The 15,874-nt window shown below is 64.5% G+C and carries 20 protein-coding genes and 1 other RNA gene; 17 read left to right on the forward strand and 4 right to left on the reverse strand.

Annotated elements, in window-relative coordinates:
* Positions 1-12: 12 nt before the first annotated feature.
* A complete protein-coding gene (locus JCM7686_RS04580) occupies positions 13-858 on the reverse strand; it encodes an SDR family oxidoreductase (RefSeq protein WP_020949693.1) in 846 nt (281 codons plus the stop codon).
* Positions 859-960: 102 nt separating this feature from the next.
* On the opposite strand from JCM7686_RS04580, the gene JCM7686_RS04585 reads away from it, so the two are divergent.
* The 5 genes from JCM7686_RS04585 (at position 961) to dusA (ending at position 3,851) form a co-directional block, all read left to right on the forward strand.
* Positions 961-1,353, forward strand: coding sequence for a winged helix-turn-helix transcriptional regulator (locus tag JCM7686_RS04585; protein WP_041527127.1), 393 nt, complete (start codon positions 961-963; stop codon positions 1,351-1,353).
* A gap of 67 nt (positions 1,354-1,420) precedes the next feature.
* Positions 1,421-1,793: RNase P RNA component class A (gene rnpB, locus JCM7686_RS23605), an RNA gene on the forward strand.
* Between the two features lie 157 nt (positions 1,794-1,950).
* Positions 1,951-2,445: a PAS domain-containing protein gene (locus JCM7686_RS04590; RefSeq protein ID WP_020949695.1), complete on the forward strand. Its 495-nt coding sequence runs from the start codon at positions 1,951-1,953 to the stop codon at positions 2,443-2,445.
* Positions 2,446-2,570: 125 nt separating this feature from the next.
* On the forward strand, positions 2,571-2,738 hold the full coding sequence (gene rpmG / locus JCM7686_RS04595) for a 50S ribosomal protein L33 (RefSeq protein WP_011750518.1): 168 nt from the start codon (positions 2,571-2,573) through the stop codon (positions 2,736-2,738).
* 114 nt (positions 2,739-2,852) lie between these two features.
* Positions 2,853-3,851 (forward strand): tRNA dihydrouridine(20/20a) synthase DusA, encoded by a 999-nt coding sequence (gene dusA / locus JCM7686_RS04600; protein WP_020949696.1) that lies wholly within the window; start codon positions 2,853-2,855, stop codon positions 3,849-3,851.
* Between the two features lie 16 nt (positions 3,852-3,867).
* On the opposite strand, the gene JCM7686_RS04605 is transcribed toward dusA, so the two are convergent.
* Together JCM7686_RS04605 and mazG are read right to left on the reverse strand one after the other, a co-directional pair.
* The gene (locus JCM7686_RS04605) at positions 3,868-4,782 is read right to left on the reverse strand and encodes a phosphotransferase (protein WP_020949697.1); all 915 of its coding nucleotides are present in this window, start codon (positions 4,780-4,782) and stop codon (positions 3,868-3,870) included.
* Positions 4,779-5,600: a nucleoside triphosphate pyrophosphohydrolase gene (gene mazG / locus JCM7686_RS04610; RefSeq protein WP_020949698.1), complete on the reverse strand. Its 822-nt coding sequence runs from the start codon at positions 5,598-5,600 to the stop codon at positions 4,779-4,781. The genes JCM7686_RS04605 and mazG overlap by 4 nt, the downstream gene beginning before the upstream one ends.
* Before the next feature lie 218 nt (positions 5,601-5,818).
* Here mazG and yajC point away from each other — a divergent pair, with 218 nt between their 5' ends.
* The 11 genes from yajC to JCM7686_RS04665 all read left to right on the forward strand — a co-directional run bounded on the left by yajC (position 5,819) and on the right by JCM7686_RS04665 (position 14,071).
* Positions 5,819-6,154, forward strand: coding sequence for a preprotein translocase subunit YajC (gene yajC, locus JCM7686_RS04615; protein WP_020949699.1), 336 nt, complete (start codon positions 5,819-5,821; stop codon positions 6,152-6,154).
* Between the two features lie 14 nt (positions 6,155-6,168).
* Complete coding sequence (secD, locus tag JCM7686_RS04620) at positions 6,169-7,833, forward strand: protein translocase subunit SecD (protein WP_020949700.1); 1,665 nt, start codon at positions 6,169-6,171, stop codon at positions 7,831-7,833.
* A 12-nt stretch (positions 7,834-7,845) separates the two neighbouring features.
* On the forward strand, positions 7,846-8,823 hold the full coding sequence (gene secF, locus JCM7686_RS04625) for a protein translocase subunit SecF (protein ID WP_020949701.1): 978 nt from the start codon (positions 7,846-7,848) through the stop codon (positions 8,821-8,823).
* Positions 8,823-9,179: an Mth938-like domain-containing protein gene (locus JCM7686_RS04630; RefSeq protein WP_020949702.1), complete on the forward strand. Its 357-nt coding sequence runs from the start codon at positions 8,823-8,825 to the stop codon at positions 9,177-9,179. The genes secF and JCM7686_RS04630 overlap by 1 nt, the downstream gene beginning before the upstream one ends.
* On the forward strand, positions 9,176-9,817 hold the full coding sequence (gene ccmA / locus JCM7686_RS04635) for a heme ABC exporter ATP-binding protein CcmA (protein ID WP_020949703.1): 642 nt from the start codon (positions 9,176-9,178) through the stop codon (positions 9,815-9,817). The genes JCM7686_RS04630 and ccmA overlap by 4 nt, the downstream gene beginning before the upstream one ends.
* Positions 9,814-10,470: a heme exporter protein CcmB gene (ccmB, locus tag JCM7686_RS04640; RefSeq protein ID WP_020949704.1), complete on the forward strand. Its 657-nt coding sequence runs from the start codon at positions 9,814-9,816 to the stop codon at positions 10,468-10,470. Before ccmA ends, ccmB begins: the two co-directional genes overlap by 4 nt.
* Before the next feature lie 52 nt (positions 10,471-10,522).
* Positions 10,523-11,248, forward strand: a complete 726-nt coding sequence (locus tag JCM7686_RS04645; RefSeq protein WP_020949705.1) for a heme ABC transporter permease — start codon at positions 10,523-10,525, stop codon at positions 11,246-11,248.
* Entirely contained in the window at positions 11,245-11,388 is a 144-nt protein-coding gene (gene ccmD / locus JCM7686_RS04650; protein WP_020949706.1) for a heme exporter protein CcmD, read from the forward strand. Before JCM7686_RS04645 ends, ccmD begins: the two co-directional genes overlap by 4 nt.
* Positions 11,381-11,926, forward strand: coding sequence for a DsbE family thiol:disulfide interchange protein (locus tag JCM7686_RS04655; RefSeq protein WP_020949707.1), 546 nt, complete (start codon positions 11,381-11,383; stop codon positions 11,924-11,926). The genes ccmD and JCM7686_RS04655 overlap by 8 nt, the downstream gene beginning before the upstream one ends.
* A gap of 64 nt (positions 11,927-11,990) precedes the next feature.
* Positions 11,991-13,106: a histidinol-phosphate transaminase gene (gene hisC, locus JCM7686_RS04660; RefSeq protein WP_020949708.1), complete on the forward strand. Its 1,116-nt coding sequence runs from the start codon at positions 11,991-11,993 to the stop codon at positions 13,104-13,106.
* Positions 13,103-14,071: a prephenate/arogenate dehydrogenase family protein gene (locus JCM7686_RS04665; RefSeq protein WP_020949709.1), complete on the forward strand. Its 969-nt coding sequence runs from the start codon at positions 13,103-13,105 to the stop codon at positions 14,069-14,071. Before hisC ends, JCM7686_RS04665 begins: the two co-directional genes overlap by 4 nt.
* A 54-nt stretch (positions 14,072-14,125) precedes the next feature.
* Here JCM7686_RS04665 and JCM7686_RS04670 read toward each other — a convergent pair whose 3' ends face one another.
* Positions 14,126-15,166 (reverse strand): DUF2125 domain-containing protein, encoded by a 1,041-nt coding sequence (locus JCM7686_RS04670; protein ID WP_020949710.1) that lies wholly within the window; start codon positions 15,164-15,166, stop codon positions 14,126-14,128.
* A 103-nt stretch (positions 15,167-15,269) separates the two neighbouring features.
* Here JCM7686_RS04670 and JCM7686_RS04675 point away from each other — a divergent pair, with 103 nt between their 5' ends.
* Complete coding sequence (locus JCM7686_RS04675) at positions 15,270-15,812, forward strand: gamma-glutamylcyclotransferase (RefSeq protein ID WP_041527595.1); 543 nt, start codon at positions 15,270-15,272, stop codon at positions 15,810-15,812.
* Positions 15,813-15,874 lie beyond the last annotated feature (62 nt).

A 15,874-nucleotide genomic window follows, 5' to 3' on the forward strand; every position in this document is an offset into this window, starting at 1 on the left:
AACTGGTGGGCCTCAGAGCGCCGCTTTGACGATCTCGCGCAGGGGCGTGGTCGGGCGACCGATCAGGGTCGAGAGCGATTTGTCCTCGGCATAAAGCGCGCCATTCGAGGCCCCGACATCCCAGCCCGCAATCATCGCGGCGAAATCTGCAGGAATGCCCGCCCCGGCCAGAGCGGCGGCGTAATCACCTTCCGAGAGGTGTTTGTAGGGCACGTCCTTGCCGGTCTGGGCCGAGATCTCGGCGGCGAGATCGGCGAGTGTGAAGGCTTGATCGGCGGCGAGCTCATAGGTCTTGCCGGCATGGCCCTGGTTGCTGAGAACCACGCTCGCGGCGGTCGCGTAATCCTTGCGCGCGGCGGCCGAGATCCGGCCCGCACCGGCTGCACCGATCAGCGCGCCATGCTGGACGGCGGCGGCAATCGAGCCCGCGTAATTTTCGCCATACCAGCCATTGCGCAAGATGACATGGGGAATGCCCGAGGCCTTCAACAGCGCCTCGGTCTCGACATGTTCGCGCGCAAGGCTCAGGGGCGAGGTGTCGGCGTGCAGAAGGCTCGTATAGACGATCTCGCGCACACCCGCAGCCTTGGCCGCCTCGATCGCCTTGCGGTGCTGGGCGGTGCGCTGGCCGACCTCGCTGCCCGAGATGAGCAGAAGCTTGTCCACGCCCGCCAGAGCCGCCGCAAGCGTGCCGACATCGCTGTCATAATCAAACGCGCGCGCCTCGACGCCCAGATCGGCGGCTTTGGCCGGGCTGCGGGCAAGGGCCACGATCTGGCCTGCGGGCACACGGGTTTTCAGATCGGCAATGACAAGGCGGCCCAATTGGCCGGTGGCGCCGGTGATGGCAAGGGACATGGTCTTCACTCCGTTTTGTGGGGCGGGTGCTTGTGGACCCGCGCTGTGAAACACCATATGGGAAGGCACGAACTAATCGTAAGTACGCACACAAAGGTAAGCATGAAACTTTCCGATTCGATTGGCGATCTGGACGGGCGCGGCAATCTGCTGGCGGCGGCCTGTCCCTCGCGTGAGGTGCTGAAGCATCTGACCAGCCGCTGGGGCGTTCTGGTGCTGATCGTGCTGCGGCTGGGTCCGCATCGCTTCTCGGCGATCCGCAAGCGCATTGGTGGCGTCAGCGAGCGGATGCTGGCGCAGACGCTGCAATGGCTGGAGGGCGACGGCATGGTGCTGCGCCGCGATTTCCAGACCGTGCCGCCCCATGTCGAATATAGCCTGACGCCTTTGGGAGAAGAGGCGGCGGCCAAGGTTGCCGATCTCGCCGATTGGATCGAGCTCGCCATGCCGCGCATCGACGCGGCGCAGGTCGCGCGTGGCCGTGACGCTGCCTGACGGTCCCGACGCCACCTGACTGTCTTGGCTTGACCGCCTGCGCGCCCGGCCCTATGTCGCAAGCCGCGCGGATGGCTGGATGACCGCGGGGGTTTCGGCCCGCGAGGAAAGTCCGGACTCCATGAAGGCACGGTGCCGGGTAACGCCCGGCGGGGGTAACCCTAGGGAAAGCGCCACAGAGAACAGACCGCCCATCTTGATGGGTAAGGGTGAAACGGTGGGGTAAGAGCCCACCGCGGGACGGGTAACCGGACCGGCAAGGCAAGCCCCACCGGGAGCAATGCCGAATAGGGATCTTGCGCAGGGCAACCTGCAGGGCGGCCTTCGCCTGAAAGATCCGGGTTGGCAGCTCGAGCCCGTCAGCAATGGCGGGCCTAGATGAATGGTCATCCAGAGGGGCAACCCTTGGACAAAATCCGGCTTACAGGCCATCCGCGCAATTGCCTTTTCGCTCGACCCTCAAGGGTGTGATCGCCAAAAGTCGTGGACTAACAATTGTTTAGTCACGCTGCGCCCGGCTTTTCGTTGACAGAAGCGTCAATATGTCTTTATGGTGAGGATGTTGACGACTGCCATCATCAACTCAAGGGTGTCTGCATGAATAAGATCATGTCCTCCCGCCTGCCCGGAGCTTCAACCGTGTCGCTGCCCGCATCGGGGGTTTTCCGCATGGAGGACGCCGCAGGCAGCAATGCCGCTTTGGCGTTGGCCTTGCTGCGTGCCTTGCCCGACAGCGTCTATCTCATGGACCCGGACGGGCGCGTCACCTTTATGAACCGCGCCGCGGCAGCCTGCCTTGAGGCGGGTCTCGCTCATCCGCCTGCCGGTGCGCAGAATGGGGCACAGAACGGGGCAGGGGCGCCTCATGGACGCTTCTGGTGGGAGCTCTGGCCCGAGGCTCCGGTTGACCAGCTCAAGGCTCAGCTCGCCCAGTCGCTTGAGGGCGATTTCTGCGAGTTCGAGGCGATCTGTCCGGGAGCGGGCGGCTGGGCACAGCTTTGCGCGGTCACGCTGGCGCCGATCGAGGATATGACCGGGCAGATCACCAAACTTCTGTGCATTGCCCGGGTCTCTGGCAGCGATTCGGCGTGAAAAGCGCGGATTTCCTGCCAGAATGCGGTTGACTCTGACGCCCGCCGGTCTAAAAGACGGCTTCCAAGGATTTCTGGGGTGAATCGCGGCGATGGGCTGCTGGCCCCGCAGCAGGAGCTAAGACCATGGCTAAGCCGACGACGATCAAGATCCGTCTGAACTCGACGGCCGGGACCGGGCACTTCTACGTCACCAAGAAGAACGCCCGCACGATGACCGAGAAAATGACGGTCAACAAATACGACCCGGTCGTTCGTAAGCACGTCGAATACAAAGAAGGCAAGATCAAGTAATCTGCCTCGTCAGATACTGATCTGCACAGACCGCGCCATTGGCGCGGTTCTTCTTTTTTGGCCCTCTCTCCGGAGCTGACCAGCCCCGGCGCGACCGGCAAGCGGAGCAAGCCCATGACCCCGGCCCAGCAAGACCCCAAGATCCTCACCGCCGCGCGCCTGTCCGTTGCGCCGATGATGGATTGGACCGAGTCGAACTGCCGGGTCTTTCACCGCATGATGAGCCGGCGCGCGCTGCTTTACACCGAGATGGTGACGGCGGCGGCGATTGTGCATGGCGAGCGGGGCAGGCTGCTTGACTATGACGCGGGCGAGCATCCTCTGGCGCTGCAGCTGGGTGGCTCGGAACGGGGGCAGCTGGTCGAGGCGACGCGGGTCGCGTCGGATTGGGGCTATGACGAAATCAACCTCAATGTCGGCTGCCCAAGCGATCGCGTGCAATCGGGCTGTTTCGGCGCGGTCCTGATGACGCGGCCCGAGCTGGTCGCCGAATGCGTCGCCGCGATGATCGCCGTCAGCCCGGTCGAGGTCACGGTGAAATGCCGCATCGGTGTGGACGACCAGATCCCCGAAGAGGTGCTGCCCGCCTTTATCGCGACCATGCGCGACGCGGGCATCCGGCGCATGACCATCCATGCCCGCAAGGCATGGTTGCAGGGCCTCTCGCCCAAGGAAAACCGCGAGGTGCCGCCGCTCGATTATCCGCTCGTCCATCGGATGAAGACCGAGTTTCCCGACATACATCTCTCGATCAACGGCGGCATCCAGAGCCTGCCCGAGATCGAGGCGCATCTGCGCGCGATGGATGGCGTCATGGTCGGGCGCGCGGCCTATCATCAGCCTTGGGATGTCTTGGGCGAGGCCGACCGGCTTTATGGCGATGAGCCGCCCTTTGCGGGGCCGGGCGAGGTTGCCGATGCCATGCGGCCGGTGATCGAGGCGCATCTGGCCGAGGGTGGGCGGCTTCACCAGTTCACCCGCCATATGCTCGGCCTCTTCCACGGCCGCCCCGGCGCGCGGCAATGGCGGCGTGTGCTCTCGGAGGGCGCGTCGCAGGGCGGGATCGAGGTCTATGACGCGGCGCTGGCCCAGACCCGCCAACTCGCCGCCTAAGAGGTGCTGGGACGCGTCAGCCGAATTCTTCCTGCCAACGCCGCATCGCGCCTGCCAGCATCATCCGACGCAAGACCTTGCCGCGTGCGTCAATGTAATAAGCGGCCATGATCTCGCCCATCATGAAGCGCAGCACCGGCTCTTGATCGCCACCAAGCAGCCCCGGCACGAAGCGCAGCGCCGCGTAATCCGAAGCTGAAACACCGTGACGCGTCACTTCGGGCATCTCCGAGCGGCGGCTTTGCAGCCAGACGAGGAAGCGCCCGACATCGCGCACCACTGCCATTTGGCCGCCGCGCTGCATGTCGATGCCAACCAGCCGCGCGCCATCGAGATAGAAATTGTCGGGGGTGAAATCGCCATGCGTCATGGCGCGCTCGACATCGGCGCCGCGCAGATCCTGCGCAAGCTCGCGCATCCTTTCCAGATGGCGCGCGATCAGGGCCGCATCGGCATCAGGGTCCAGCCGGTCGGCGCGGTCCTCCAACCCCTTGAGCCAGAAGCCCGGACCAAAGACGCCCCGCTCGCGCGTCGCGGTGAGCGTCGACAGCCAGCCACCCGCGCGGGCGATCAGCATCTTGCGCCGGGGCAAAGTGGCAATGGCGATCGCGTTGGTCAGCTGCACGCCCTTGACCGGGTCGAGCAGGATAATGCCCGCCTCGGGCAAAGCCAGCCGCAGCTTGACCACGGCATTTTCCGCCTGACCCAGAGCCTCGGCGGCACGATCAAGGGTCTTGACCGTCTCGCGCACCAGATCGGCGGCGTCGCGATTGCGGAACAGTTTGAGAAAATAGGGCCGGTCGCGCCAGATGACGGCGAAGACCGCGTGATCGGGCCGGTCGCGCAGAACCTCGGTGACGACGAGGCCTTCGAGATCGGGCAGGTCGGGAAGCAGGCCGCCCCCGATGGTTGCAGGGGGCAGCGGGCTCATGCGCGTTCGGCCTCTTTGGCGGCGTCCCAGAGCGCATCCATCTCGGCCAGATCGCTGTCTTCGGGACGGCGACCCGATTTGGCAAGTGCGGCCTCTATCGAGCGGAAGCGGCGGGTGAATTTGGTATTGGCCGCGCGCAACGCCTCTTCGGGATCGACCTGAAGATGGCGCGCCAGATTGGCCATGACGAAGAGGAGGTCGCCGAATTCTTCGGTCAGCGCCGCCTGATCCTTGTGGTCGCGCGCCTCGATCACCTCGGCGGTTTCTTCGACGAGCTTGTCCATGACATCCTCGACGCCCGGCCAGTCAAAGCCGACGCGGGCCGCGCGGTTTTGCAGCTTGACCGCGCGGGTCAGCGCGGGAAGGCCAAGCGCCACCCCGTCGAGCACGCCCTTTTCGGCTTTGGCGGCGCGTTCGACCGCCTTGATCGCCTCCCAATCCTTGACCTGCTGCTCGGCGGATTTGTCGCGGTTTTCCGAGCCGAAGACATGGGGATGGCGGAAAATCAGCTTGTCATTGATCTTCTTGGCCACATCGTCAAAGCCGAACATGCCCTTTTCTTCGGCGATCTGGGCCTGAAAGACGACTTGCAGCAGCAGATCGCCCAGCTCGGCGGGAAATTCGTCCCAGGCCTCGCGTTCGATCGCATCGGCGACCTCATGAGCCTCTTCGATCGTATAGGGGGCGATGGTCGCGAAATCCTGTTCGATGTCCCAGGGGCAGCCCTTTTCGGGATCGCGCAGCACCGCCATAATGGCGCGCAGCCGGTCGATCTCGGGCAGGGCGCCGCTCTGCATGAGGGGGGTGAAGTCGCTCATCAGGGTCGTTTTCCTCGGGATTTGGCCTGTCTTCCTGACCTGACACAGCCGCGAGAGCTTGTCCACATTTGCGCCGGGGCAGGGGAAAATCAAAGCTGCGGCATCACATCCCTGCCGCGAGCCCGACAGTTTCTTGCGTTTCGCCACTTGCGCTTATAGTTTGCGCGCCAATCCGGGCGGCAGCTTCGCCCCAAGAAGTTCAGACAAGGGATATCTCTATGTTCGTTACTCCCGCCTATGCGCAGGCCGCGGGCGCTGCGCCCTCGGGGGCCGCAAGCCTCGCCTCTTTCGTGCCGCTGATCCTCGTCTTCGTCATCATGTATTTCCTGATGATCCGCCCGCAGCAGAAGAAGATGAAAGAGCATCGCGCGATGGTTGAGGCCCTGAAAAAGGGCGATGAAGTCGTGACGCAGGGCGGTCTGCTCGGCAAGGTCACGGCCGTCAAGGATGGTGAAGTCGAGGTCGAGATCGCCCCGGGCGTCAAGGTCCGGTGTGTGCGTTCGTCGATTTCGAACGTCATCACCCGCACCGCGCCGGCTGCCGCCAATAACTGAGGACCGGCTCCGCCATGCTGCAGATCCCGCTCTGGAAACGAATCGTCATCCTTGGGCTGGTCGCCCTGGGGCTGCTGCTGGCGATGCCCAACGCATTCTATGGCCGGGTCGAGACGCATAATGATGCGCTCGCCCGGATCGAGAAAACCGGCACGACCACCCCGCAAGATACCGCAGATATTGCAGGCTGGCCGAGCTTCCTGCCCTCCGCGCTGGTGAACCTTGGCCTCGATTTGCGCGGCGGCGCGCATCTTCTGGGGCAGGTCCATCTCGAGGATGTCTACAAGGCGCGCATGACCGGGCTCTGGCCCGAGCTGCGCAATGATCTGGCCGCGCAACGCGATACGGTCGGCGCCGTGCGCCGCGTCGCGGGCCCGGATGACCAGCTCATCATCGAGATCGGCAATGCCGATCAGATGGCTCAGGCGATTACGATCGCCCGCAAATATGTGACCCCGGTTGCCACGCTTGCCGGGGCAGGCCAAAGCGATCTGGTGATCGCGGGCTCGGGCAACCGTATGACCATCAGCATCTCGGATGCCGAGAAATCCGCCGTCGCCGACCGCACCGTCCAGCAGACGCTGGAAATCGTGCGTCGCCGCGTTGACGAGGTCGGCACGCGAGAGCCGACGATCGTGCGTCAGGGCGCAGATCGCGTGCTGATCGAGGTGCCCGGCATCGGCTCGGCCGAAGAGCTGAAGGCGCTGATCGGCACCACCGCGAAGCTGACCTTCAACCCGGTTGTCGGCCGGGTCACCGATCCGAACACCCGCGCGCAGCCCGGGCAGATGGTGGTGCCCTCGATCGACGAGAAGGGCATTTTCTACGTCCTCGAAGAGACCCCCGTCGTCACCGGCGAGGATCTTGTCGATGCGCGTCCGAGCTTTGACCAGAACGGCGCGGCGGCGGTCGATTTCCGCTTCGGCCCGAATGGCGCGAAACGCTTCGGCGCTTATACTTCGTCCAATATCGGCCAGCCTTTCGCCATCGTTCTCGACAATCAGGTGATCTCGGCTCCGGTCATCCGTCAGGCGATCACCACCGGCTCGGGCCAGATCTCGGGCGCGATGAATGTCGAGCAATCGACCCAGCTTGCCGTGCTGCTGCGCGCTGGTGCGCTGCCCGCCAAGATGACCTTCCTCGAAGAACGCACCATCGGTCCCGAGCTTGGTCAGGATTCGATCGACGCCGGTCGGATCTCGTCGATCATCGCCACCGTGGGCGTCGTCGCCTATATGATCGCAAGCTATGGCCTGTTCGGGACATTCGCCTCGATCGCGGTGCTGATCAACGTCGGCATGATCCTTGGCATCATGTCGGTGATGGGCGCCACGCTGACCATGCCCGGCATCGCGGGTATCGTGCTGACCGTCGGCACGGCGGTTGACGCCAACGTCATCATCTATGAGCGGATCCGCGAAGAGCTGCGCCGCACCACCAATGTCGTCAAGGCCGTCGAGCAGGGCTTCAAAGAGGCCATGAGCGCGATTATCGACGCAAACCTCACCAGCTTCATCTCGGCGCTTGTGATGTTCTTCCTTGGCTCTGGTCCGGTGAAGGGCTTTGCCGTCACCTTCACCATCGGCCTTGTCACCTCGGTCTTTACCGCGATCTTCCTGACCCGTCTGATGATCGTGTTCTGGATCGAATGGCGCAAGCCGAAGCAACTGATCCTCTAAGGGAAATTCGTCATGGCATTTCGTCTGAAACTGGTTCCCGAGGAAACCCATATCAACTGGTTCTCCGTCCAGTGGCTGACCTTCGGCATATCTGCGGTGCTGATGGTCGCCTCGCTGGTGGTCACCTTGGTCATGGGGCTGAACTTCGGTATCGACTTCCGGGGCGGCACCACCATCCGCGCGGAAAGCACGCAAACCGTCGATATTGCGCAATACCGCAAGACGCTGGACGGGCTTCAAATTGGCGATGTCTCGATCACCGAGATCTTCGACAATGCCTTCACCCAGAACAAGAACATCACCCAAATCCGCCTTGCGGCGGGCGAGGGCGATGCGGCTGTCACCCCCGAAGAGCTTGACCGCGTCCATACCGCCCTGCTGACGATCGATCCGACGGTGAAATTCGTCTCGGTCGAATCGGTCGGGCCGAAGGTTTCGGGCGAGCTGGTCAAAACCGCCTTCTATGCGGTCACGGCGGCGACGATCGGGATCATGATCTATATCTGGTTCCGCTTCGAATGGCAGTTTGCGGTGGGTGCCGTGGTCTCGATGGTCCATGATGCGTTGCTGACGGTGGGCATTTTCGCGCTCTTCCAGATCCGCTTTGACCTCACCACCATCGCCGCGCTGCTGACCGTGGTCAGTTACTCGGTCAACGATACGGTGGTCGTCTTCGACCGGCTTCGTGAGAACTTGATGAAATACAAGACCACGCCGCTGATCGACCTGATGAACCTCACGGTGAACGAGACGCTCTCGCGCACGGTGATGACCGGGATGACCACGGCAATCGCGCTGACCGCCATGCTGATCTATGGCGGCGATGTGATCCGCTCCTTCGTCTTCGCGATGCTGTGGGGCGTCTTTGTCGGCACCTATTCCACGCTCTACATGGCCAAGAACATCGTGCTTTGGCTGGGCGTGAAGCGCGATTGGAGCAAGGACGCCAAGAAAGACCCGACTCCCGCAGAGTTCCGGGACATCGGCTGATGGCAAGCGTCGAGCCTGCCGATTACAACGGGGCCGTGCCGGTGGACGGCTACGGCCCCGGCTTTTTCCGCGTCGCGGGCGAAGTCACTCATGGCCCGGTGCTGGTCGAGGCCGATGGTGCCCATCCCTGGGGCGGGCTCGATGATCATGCGACGCTTCTGGCTTTGGCCGGGCGCGTCGATGTGCTGTTTCTCGGCATGGGGGCGGCGATCGCCTATCCGCCGAAGGCACTTGTCGCGGCGCTTGACGAGGTCGGGGTCGCGGTCGAGCCGATGTCGACCCCTGCCGCCGCACGCAGCTATAACGTCACTTTGTCGGAAGGCCGCCGGGTCGCCTGCGCGCTTCTGCCGATATGACGACGCTTCTCGCGGTGCATGAGCTCGCCGTGGCGCGCGGCGGGCTGCGTACGCTCGAGGGGCTCGATTTCGCGCTGGCGCCCGGCGAGGCGCTGATTCTGCGCGGCCCGAATGGTCTGGGCAAGACCACGCTTCTGCGCACGCTTGCGGGTCTGCAACCGCCGGTCGCGGGCCGGATCGAGGCCGCCCCCGACGCCTTGGCCTATGCGGGCCATGCCGATGGGCTGAAATCGGCGCTGACCGTCACCGAAAATCTGCGTTTCTGGGCCGAGGTCTTTGGCCAAAGCGATGTTGCCGCGGCCATCGAGGCGATGAACCTGCGCCCGCTGGCGGCGCGGCCTGCGCATATGCTCTCGGCCGGGCAAAAGCGCCGTCTGGGGCTCGCGCGGCTTTTGGTCACCGGCCGTCCGGTCTGGCTGCTGGATGAACCGACGGTGTCGCTTGATACCGCCTCGGTCGCGCTGTTTGCTGAGGTCCTGCGCGGCCATCTTGCCCGGGGCGGCGCGGCGCTGATCGCGACCCATATCGATCTGGGCCTGCCCGAGGCGCGGCTGCTCGATCTCGCGCCCTTCCGCGCCGATCCGAGCCGCAAGTCCGACGCGGATCGCCCGGCCGGTTTCAACGAGGCTTTCGCATGAAGGCGCTTTTATGGCGTGACCTCAGGCTCGCGACGCGGGCGGGCGGCGGCTTCGGGCTGGCTTTGGCCTTCTTCCTGATCGTCTGCACGCTGGTCCCCTTCGGCGTCGGCCCCGAGGGCCGCACGCTTGCGCTGATCGCGCCCGGCATTCTCTGGGTCGGCGCGCTTTTGTCCTGCCTGCTTTCGCTCGACCGCCTCTTCGCGCTGGATTACGAGGACGGCTCGCTCGATCTGCTGGCGAGCTCTCCCTTGCCCGGAGAGGCGGTGGTCGCGGTCAAGGCTTTGGCGCATTGGCTGACCACGGGCCTGCCCTTGGTGCTGGCCGCGCCGGTCTTTGGCTTGCTTTTGCATCTGCCGGGGCCCGCTTACGCCACGATGATGCTGTCGCTTCTGCTGGGCACGCCCGCGCTTTCGATGCTTGGGGCCTTTGGCGCGGCGGTGACGGTCGGGCTGCGCCGGGGCGGGCTTTTGCTGTCGCTGCTGGTGCTGCCGCTTTATATCCCGACGTTGATCTTCGGGGCCGAGGCGGTGCGGCGCGCGGCCACAGGACAGGCGGTCACGACGCCTCTGGTCTTTCTCGCCGGGATCACGCTGGCGACTTTGGCGCTGGTGCCTTTCGTCGCAGCCGGGGCGCTGCGGGTCAATCTGAGGTGAATGGCCCGTCAACGGGCTTGAGAGCGGAACCGCCGCAGGATAGGGACGACGAATGTCGATCTGGGAATATGCCAACCCCGCCAAATTCATGCGCACCTCGGGCGCAATCCTGCCCTTTGCTGTGGCGGGTGCCGCGCTTTGCGCGATCGGGGGCGTGCTCTGGGGCTTTCTGACCCCGAATGATGTCCGTCAGGGCGCCACGGTGAAGATTATCTTCCTGCATGTGCCTGCCGCGCTGATGGCGATCAACATCTGGCTGATGATGCTGGTCACCTCGCTCATTTGGCTGGTGCGCCGTCACCATGTCTCGGCGCTCGCCGCCAAGGCCGCCGCCCCAATTGGCGCGGTGATGACGCTGATCGCGCTGATCACCGGCGCGATCTGGGGCCAGCCGATGTGGGGGACCTGGTGGGAATGGGACCCGAGGCTGACCTCGTTTCTGGTGCTCTTCCTGTTCTATCTCGGCTATATGGCTTTGTGGTCTGCGGTCGAGGATGCCGATAGCGCCGCCGATCTGACGAGCTTCCTCTGCCTCGTCGGCTCTGTCTTCGCGCTGCTGTCGCGCTATGCGGTGCTGTTCTGGAATCAGGGGCTGCATCAGGGCGCCTCGCTCTCGGTCGCCTCGGGCGAGCGCATGTCGGCGACCTATAAATATCCGCTCTATGTCTCGATGATCGGGTTTTTCCTGCTCTTCGTGGCGCTGGTCCTGATCCGCACCCGCACCGAGATCCGCCGCCGCCGCCTTGCGGCCCTGCTGGCCCGGGAGAATCGCGCATGATTGATTTCGGCAAATATACCGTTGTGGTTCTGTCGGCCTATGGCGTCTCGGTGGCGCTGCTGGTCGGGTTGGTCGCGCAGACGCTGATCGCCAATGCGAAAGCGCGCCGCGCGCTCGAGGAGCATGAGAAGAATGGCTAAATTCTCGCCGCTGATGGCGATCCCGCCGCTGGTTTTCGCAGGGCTTGCGGGCGTGTTCCTCTGGGGCATGACCGGGCGCAGCGATCCCGAGCATCTGCCCTCGACGCTGGTTGGCCGCGAGGCGCCTGCGATCCCGGAAACGACCTTGCCCGGCAAGACCCAGCTCACCGCCGATCTGCTCAAGCAGCCGGGGGTGAAGATCGTGAACTTCTGGGCGAGCTGGTGCCCGCCCTGCCGCGCCGAGCATCCGACCCTGACCGAGCTGTCGAAAACCATCCCGGTCTACGGCGTCGATCTCAAGGATCCCGAGGCTGCGGCGACCGCCTTTCTGAACGATCATGGCGATCCCTTCCACGCGCTCGCCACCGACCCGCGCGGGCGCACCGCCATTGATTGGGGGGTGACCGCGCCGCCCGAGACCTTCATCATCGACGGTTCAGGCAAGATCCTCTATCGCCATGCGGGACCGCTGGTGCATGACGATCTGGAGAAACGCTTCATGCCACAGTTGGACAAGGCGCTGGCTGCCGGGGATTGACGGGCCTTTTCACGGCCCCGGCTGACCGCTATGACATCCGCGGCTCTAATCGGAGGCTGGTCCTATGACCAATGTCATCGCCCCTCAACCGGGCATCATGGAAATCGCTCTTTATGAGGGTGGCGCGGCGAAGATCGCGGGTCGCACCGATGCGATCAAGCTCTCGTCGAACGAAAACCCGTTCGGCCCCAGTGACAAGGCCCGCGAAGCGGTGATCCGCGCGGCCCATAGCCTCCATCGTTATCCCAACACCGACCATGCCGGGCTGCGTCAGGCCATCGGCGAGGTTCACGGCCTTGACCCCGATCGCATCATCTGCGGCGTGGGCTCGGATGAGATCATCCACTTCCTCTGCCAAGCCTATGCCGGGCCGGGGACCGAGGTGCTCTTCACCGAGCACGGGTTCCTGATGTATCGAATTTCGGCTCATGCGGCGGGCGCGACCCCGGTCGAGGTGCGCGAGCGTGACCGCGTTACCGATATCGACGCGCTGATCGCTGGCGCGACCAAGCGCACGCGGCTGATCTTTGTCGCCAATCCGAACAACCCGACCGGCACGATGGTCGGCCTCGCCGATCTGGAACGGCTGGCGCGCGCCGTGCCGCAGGCCATTCTGGTCGTTGATGCGGCTTACGCGGAATATGTCGATGATTACGACGGCGGCGCCGAGCTTGCGACGCGGCTGCCCAATGTCGTGATGACCCGCACCTTCTCGAAGATCTACGGCCTTGGCGGGTTGCGCGTCGGCTGGGGCTATGGCCCGCGCGAGATCATCGACGTGCTGAACCGCATCCGCGGCCCCTTCAACCTCTCGGTTGCGGCGCTCGATGGCGCCGAAGCTGCGATGCGCGACCGTGAGCATATCAACCGCTGCCGCACGGAAAACGCCCGGATGCGCGCTTGGCTGGCTGAAGCTTTGGCGGAAAAGGGCGTGCCCTCGGATACCTCTTGCGCGAATTTCATCCTCGCGCGCTTTGCCAATCCCGAGACGGCGGATGCCTGCGACGAGGCGCTGAAATCCGAAGGCGTGCTCGTGCGCCGTGTGCCGGGCTACGGGCTACCGAATTGCCTGCGCATCACCGTCGGCGATGAGGCCTCGTGCCGCCGCGTCGCCCATGTCATCGGCAAGTTCATGGCCGACCGCGCCAATGCCGGGCAGGGTGCGGGGCAAACCGCATGAGCGTGATCTATGACCGCGTGGCGCTGATCGGGCTTGGCTTGATCGCGGGCTCGATGTCGCTGGCTATGCGTCAGGCGGGGCTGGTGCGCGAGGTTGTGGGCTATGCCCGCAGCGCCGAGACCCGCGCCACCGCCGCCGAAATCGGGCTGGTGGATCGCGTGACCGACAGCGCGGCGGATGCCGTGCGCGACGCCGATCTGATCGTCTTGGCCGTGCCGGTCGGCGCCATGGGCGAGATCGCCGCCGAAATCGCGCCTTTCCTGAAAAAGGGCGCGGTCGTCACCGATGTCGGCTCGGTCAAGCAAGCGGTGATCGAGGCCGTTGCCCCCCATATCCCCGAGGGCGTTCATTTCATCCCCAGTCACCCGCTCGCCGGGACCGAGCATTCCGGCCCGCGCTCGGGCTTTGCCAGCCTCTTCAGCAACCGCTGGTGGCTTCTGACCCCGCCCGAGGGCGCGGACCGCGCCGAGGTTGACCGTTTGGCATCGCTCATCCGTGGCATCGGCGCGAATGTCGAAGACATGGACGCGGCGCATCACGATACGGTTCTGGCCGTGACCTCGCATACGCCGCACCTCATCGCCTATACGATGGTGGGCGTCGCCGATCACATCAAACGCGTGACCGAATCCGAGGTCATCAAGTATTCCGCCGCCGGTTTTCGCGATTTCACCCGGATCGCGGCGTCAGATCCGACGATGTGGCGCGATGTGTTCTTGCAAAACAAAGAGGCGGTTCTCGATATTCTCGGCCGCTTTGCCGAAGAGCTTTTCGTGTTGCAACGCGCCATCCGCATGGGCGACGGCCAGCATCTGCACGATTACTTCACCCGCACCCGCGCCATCCGCCGCGGGATTATCGAGGCCGGTCAGGACACCGCCGCGCCGGACTTTGGCCGCTCGCCGGGGGCCGCTGCGCCGGACGCCGCGAAGCCAGAGCCCGCGAAAGCTGCCGGGCAGGATTGAGAAGAAACGGGCGCCGCGCAAGCTGGCGCCCTTTCTGTTTGGGCTCGGGGCGCCTCAGCCGGGAAAGCGCGGCGCGGGGCCAAGGCCAAGCGGGCCAAGCATCATCTTGCCGCCCGTGAAGATAAGCGGCAGCCGGATCTCGCCCGCCGTCGCCGCCGGATAGGCCGGGGCAGCGGGCTCGGCGCCATTCGCCGCCAGGACGGGATCGGGTGTCGCCTTGGAGAGCGAGGTCAGCACCGTCTTGATCAGCGGCACCGATTTCGACGAGATCGCGCCGGTCGAGACCGCGAATGCCAGCAGCGGATCAAGATCGGCGGTGTAGAGCATCAGCTCGCCCTCGCTCAGGCCATTCGCATCGCGTTGGATCCGGCCAAGCGCCTTGACCTTGAGCGCGCCGAGCGTGAGCTGGGTGTCATCGATGCGCAGACCGACCAGAGCGGGCGGGGCGTCCCCGCCTGTCACAGAGATCGCCGAACTGAGCCAGAGCCGCCCCTTGCTGCTCAGCGTCAGCCGTCCCTCGGGCAGCACCGCTGTGGCGAGTTGCGGCAGGGTCCGCAGGTCGAGCTCGGCCAGCCCGAGGTCGAGGTCATAGGCCGCACGCGCGGCTTTGGGCGAATCGTGCGAAAGCGCGGTCAGCTGAAGCACGGCGCTGAGCGCGCTGGCCAAAGGCGCCTGATCGAGCGTCATTGCGCCCGAGGACAGATCGGCGCGCGTCACCTGCAGCTCGTGGAGCGGCGAGACGCGGGCGCGGGCGCGGGCATCGCTCAGGCCAAGCGCAAGCGTCTCGGCGGCACCTTCGGGCCGGATGGCAAGTGTCGGGGGCAGATCGGCCTCCAGCGTCGTCGGCGCGCTGAACCGGGCGAACAGCTCGACTGCGGGTGCGCTCACCTGCGCCGCGCCAGCCTCGAAAGTGGGCTCCGTAAGCCGCAGACCGATGCGGCGCGGATCGCGCAATTCTGCAATCTCGGTGACCGAAATTGCGGGGTTTCCGGCAAGGGCCGCACGGGCCTCGCGCGCCAGATATCCCTCTGCGGCATACCAGCCGCCGCCCAGTGCAACCAGAAACACGATAAGCACGATCAGGAATCTGAACATTCTTGCCTCTTCTTCCATGTCCCGTCTTGGAACGCGGGTCATCCTGACCTAACTTCTCTAGCATGGAAAGATGGCGTGAAAGGGCCGAAGACGCGTGCTGAACATGCCGGAACATTGGGTTTTCGCTTATGGCTCCCTGATGTGGGATCCGGGGTTCGAGGTTGCCGAATGTGTGACCGCGCAGGTCGACGGCTACGCGCGGCGGTTCTGTATGCAATCGGTGGTCTATCGCGGCACCGAGGAAAACCCCGGACTGGTGCTGGCGCTGGACCATGAAAACGGCGCGGTCTGCACGGGGCTTGCCTTGCGCGTCGCGGCGACAGACTGGCCCGAGACTTTGGCCGGATTGCGTGAACGCGAGCTCGCGACCCATGCCTATAGCGAGGAAATGCTGCCGATTTCGCTGCGCGACGGGCGCCGGGTCGAGGCGATCGGCTATGTCATGCGCCGCGATCACTGCCAATATGTCGGTGGTCTCAGCCTTGCCGATCAGGCTCGCATCATCGCCGGAGCGACCGGCGGACGCGGTCCGAATGCCGATTACCTCTTCAACACGACGCGTCATCTGGCGCAGATCGGTGTCAGCGACGAGGCTTTGGCCGAACTCGCGCAACGGGTGCAGAAAATCATCGACACAAAAGCTTAACCATTGGATTGCTTGGCAAGTCGGTCAGAGCTTTCTACACTCGCGTGAAACTATCTAACGAG

The sequence above is a fragment of the Paracoccus aminophilus JCM 7686 genome (genome assembly GCF_000444995.1).
In the GTDB taxonomy this organism is placed as follows: Bacteria; Pseudomonadota; Alphaproteobacteria; order Rhodobacterales; family Rhodobacteraceae; genus Paracoccus; species Paracoccus aminophilus.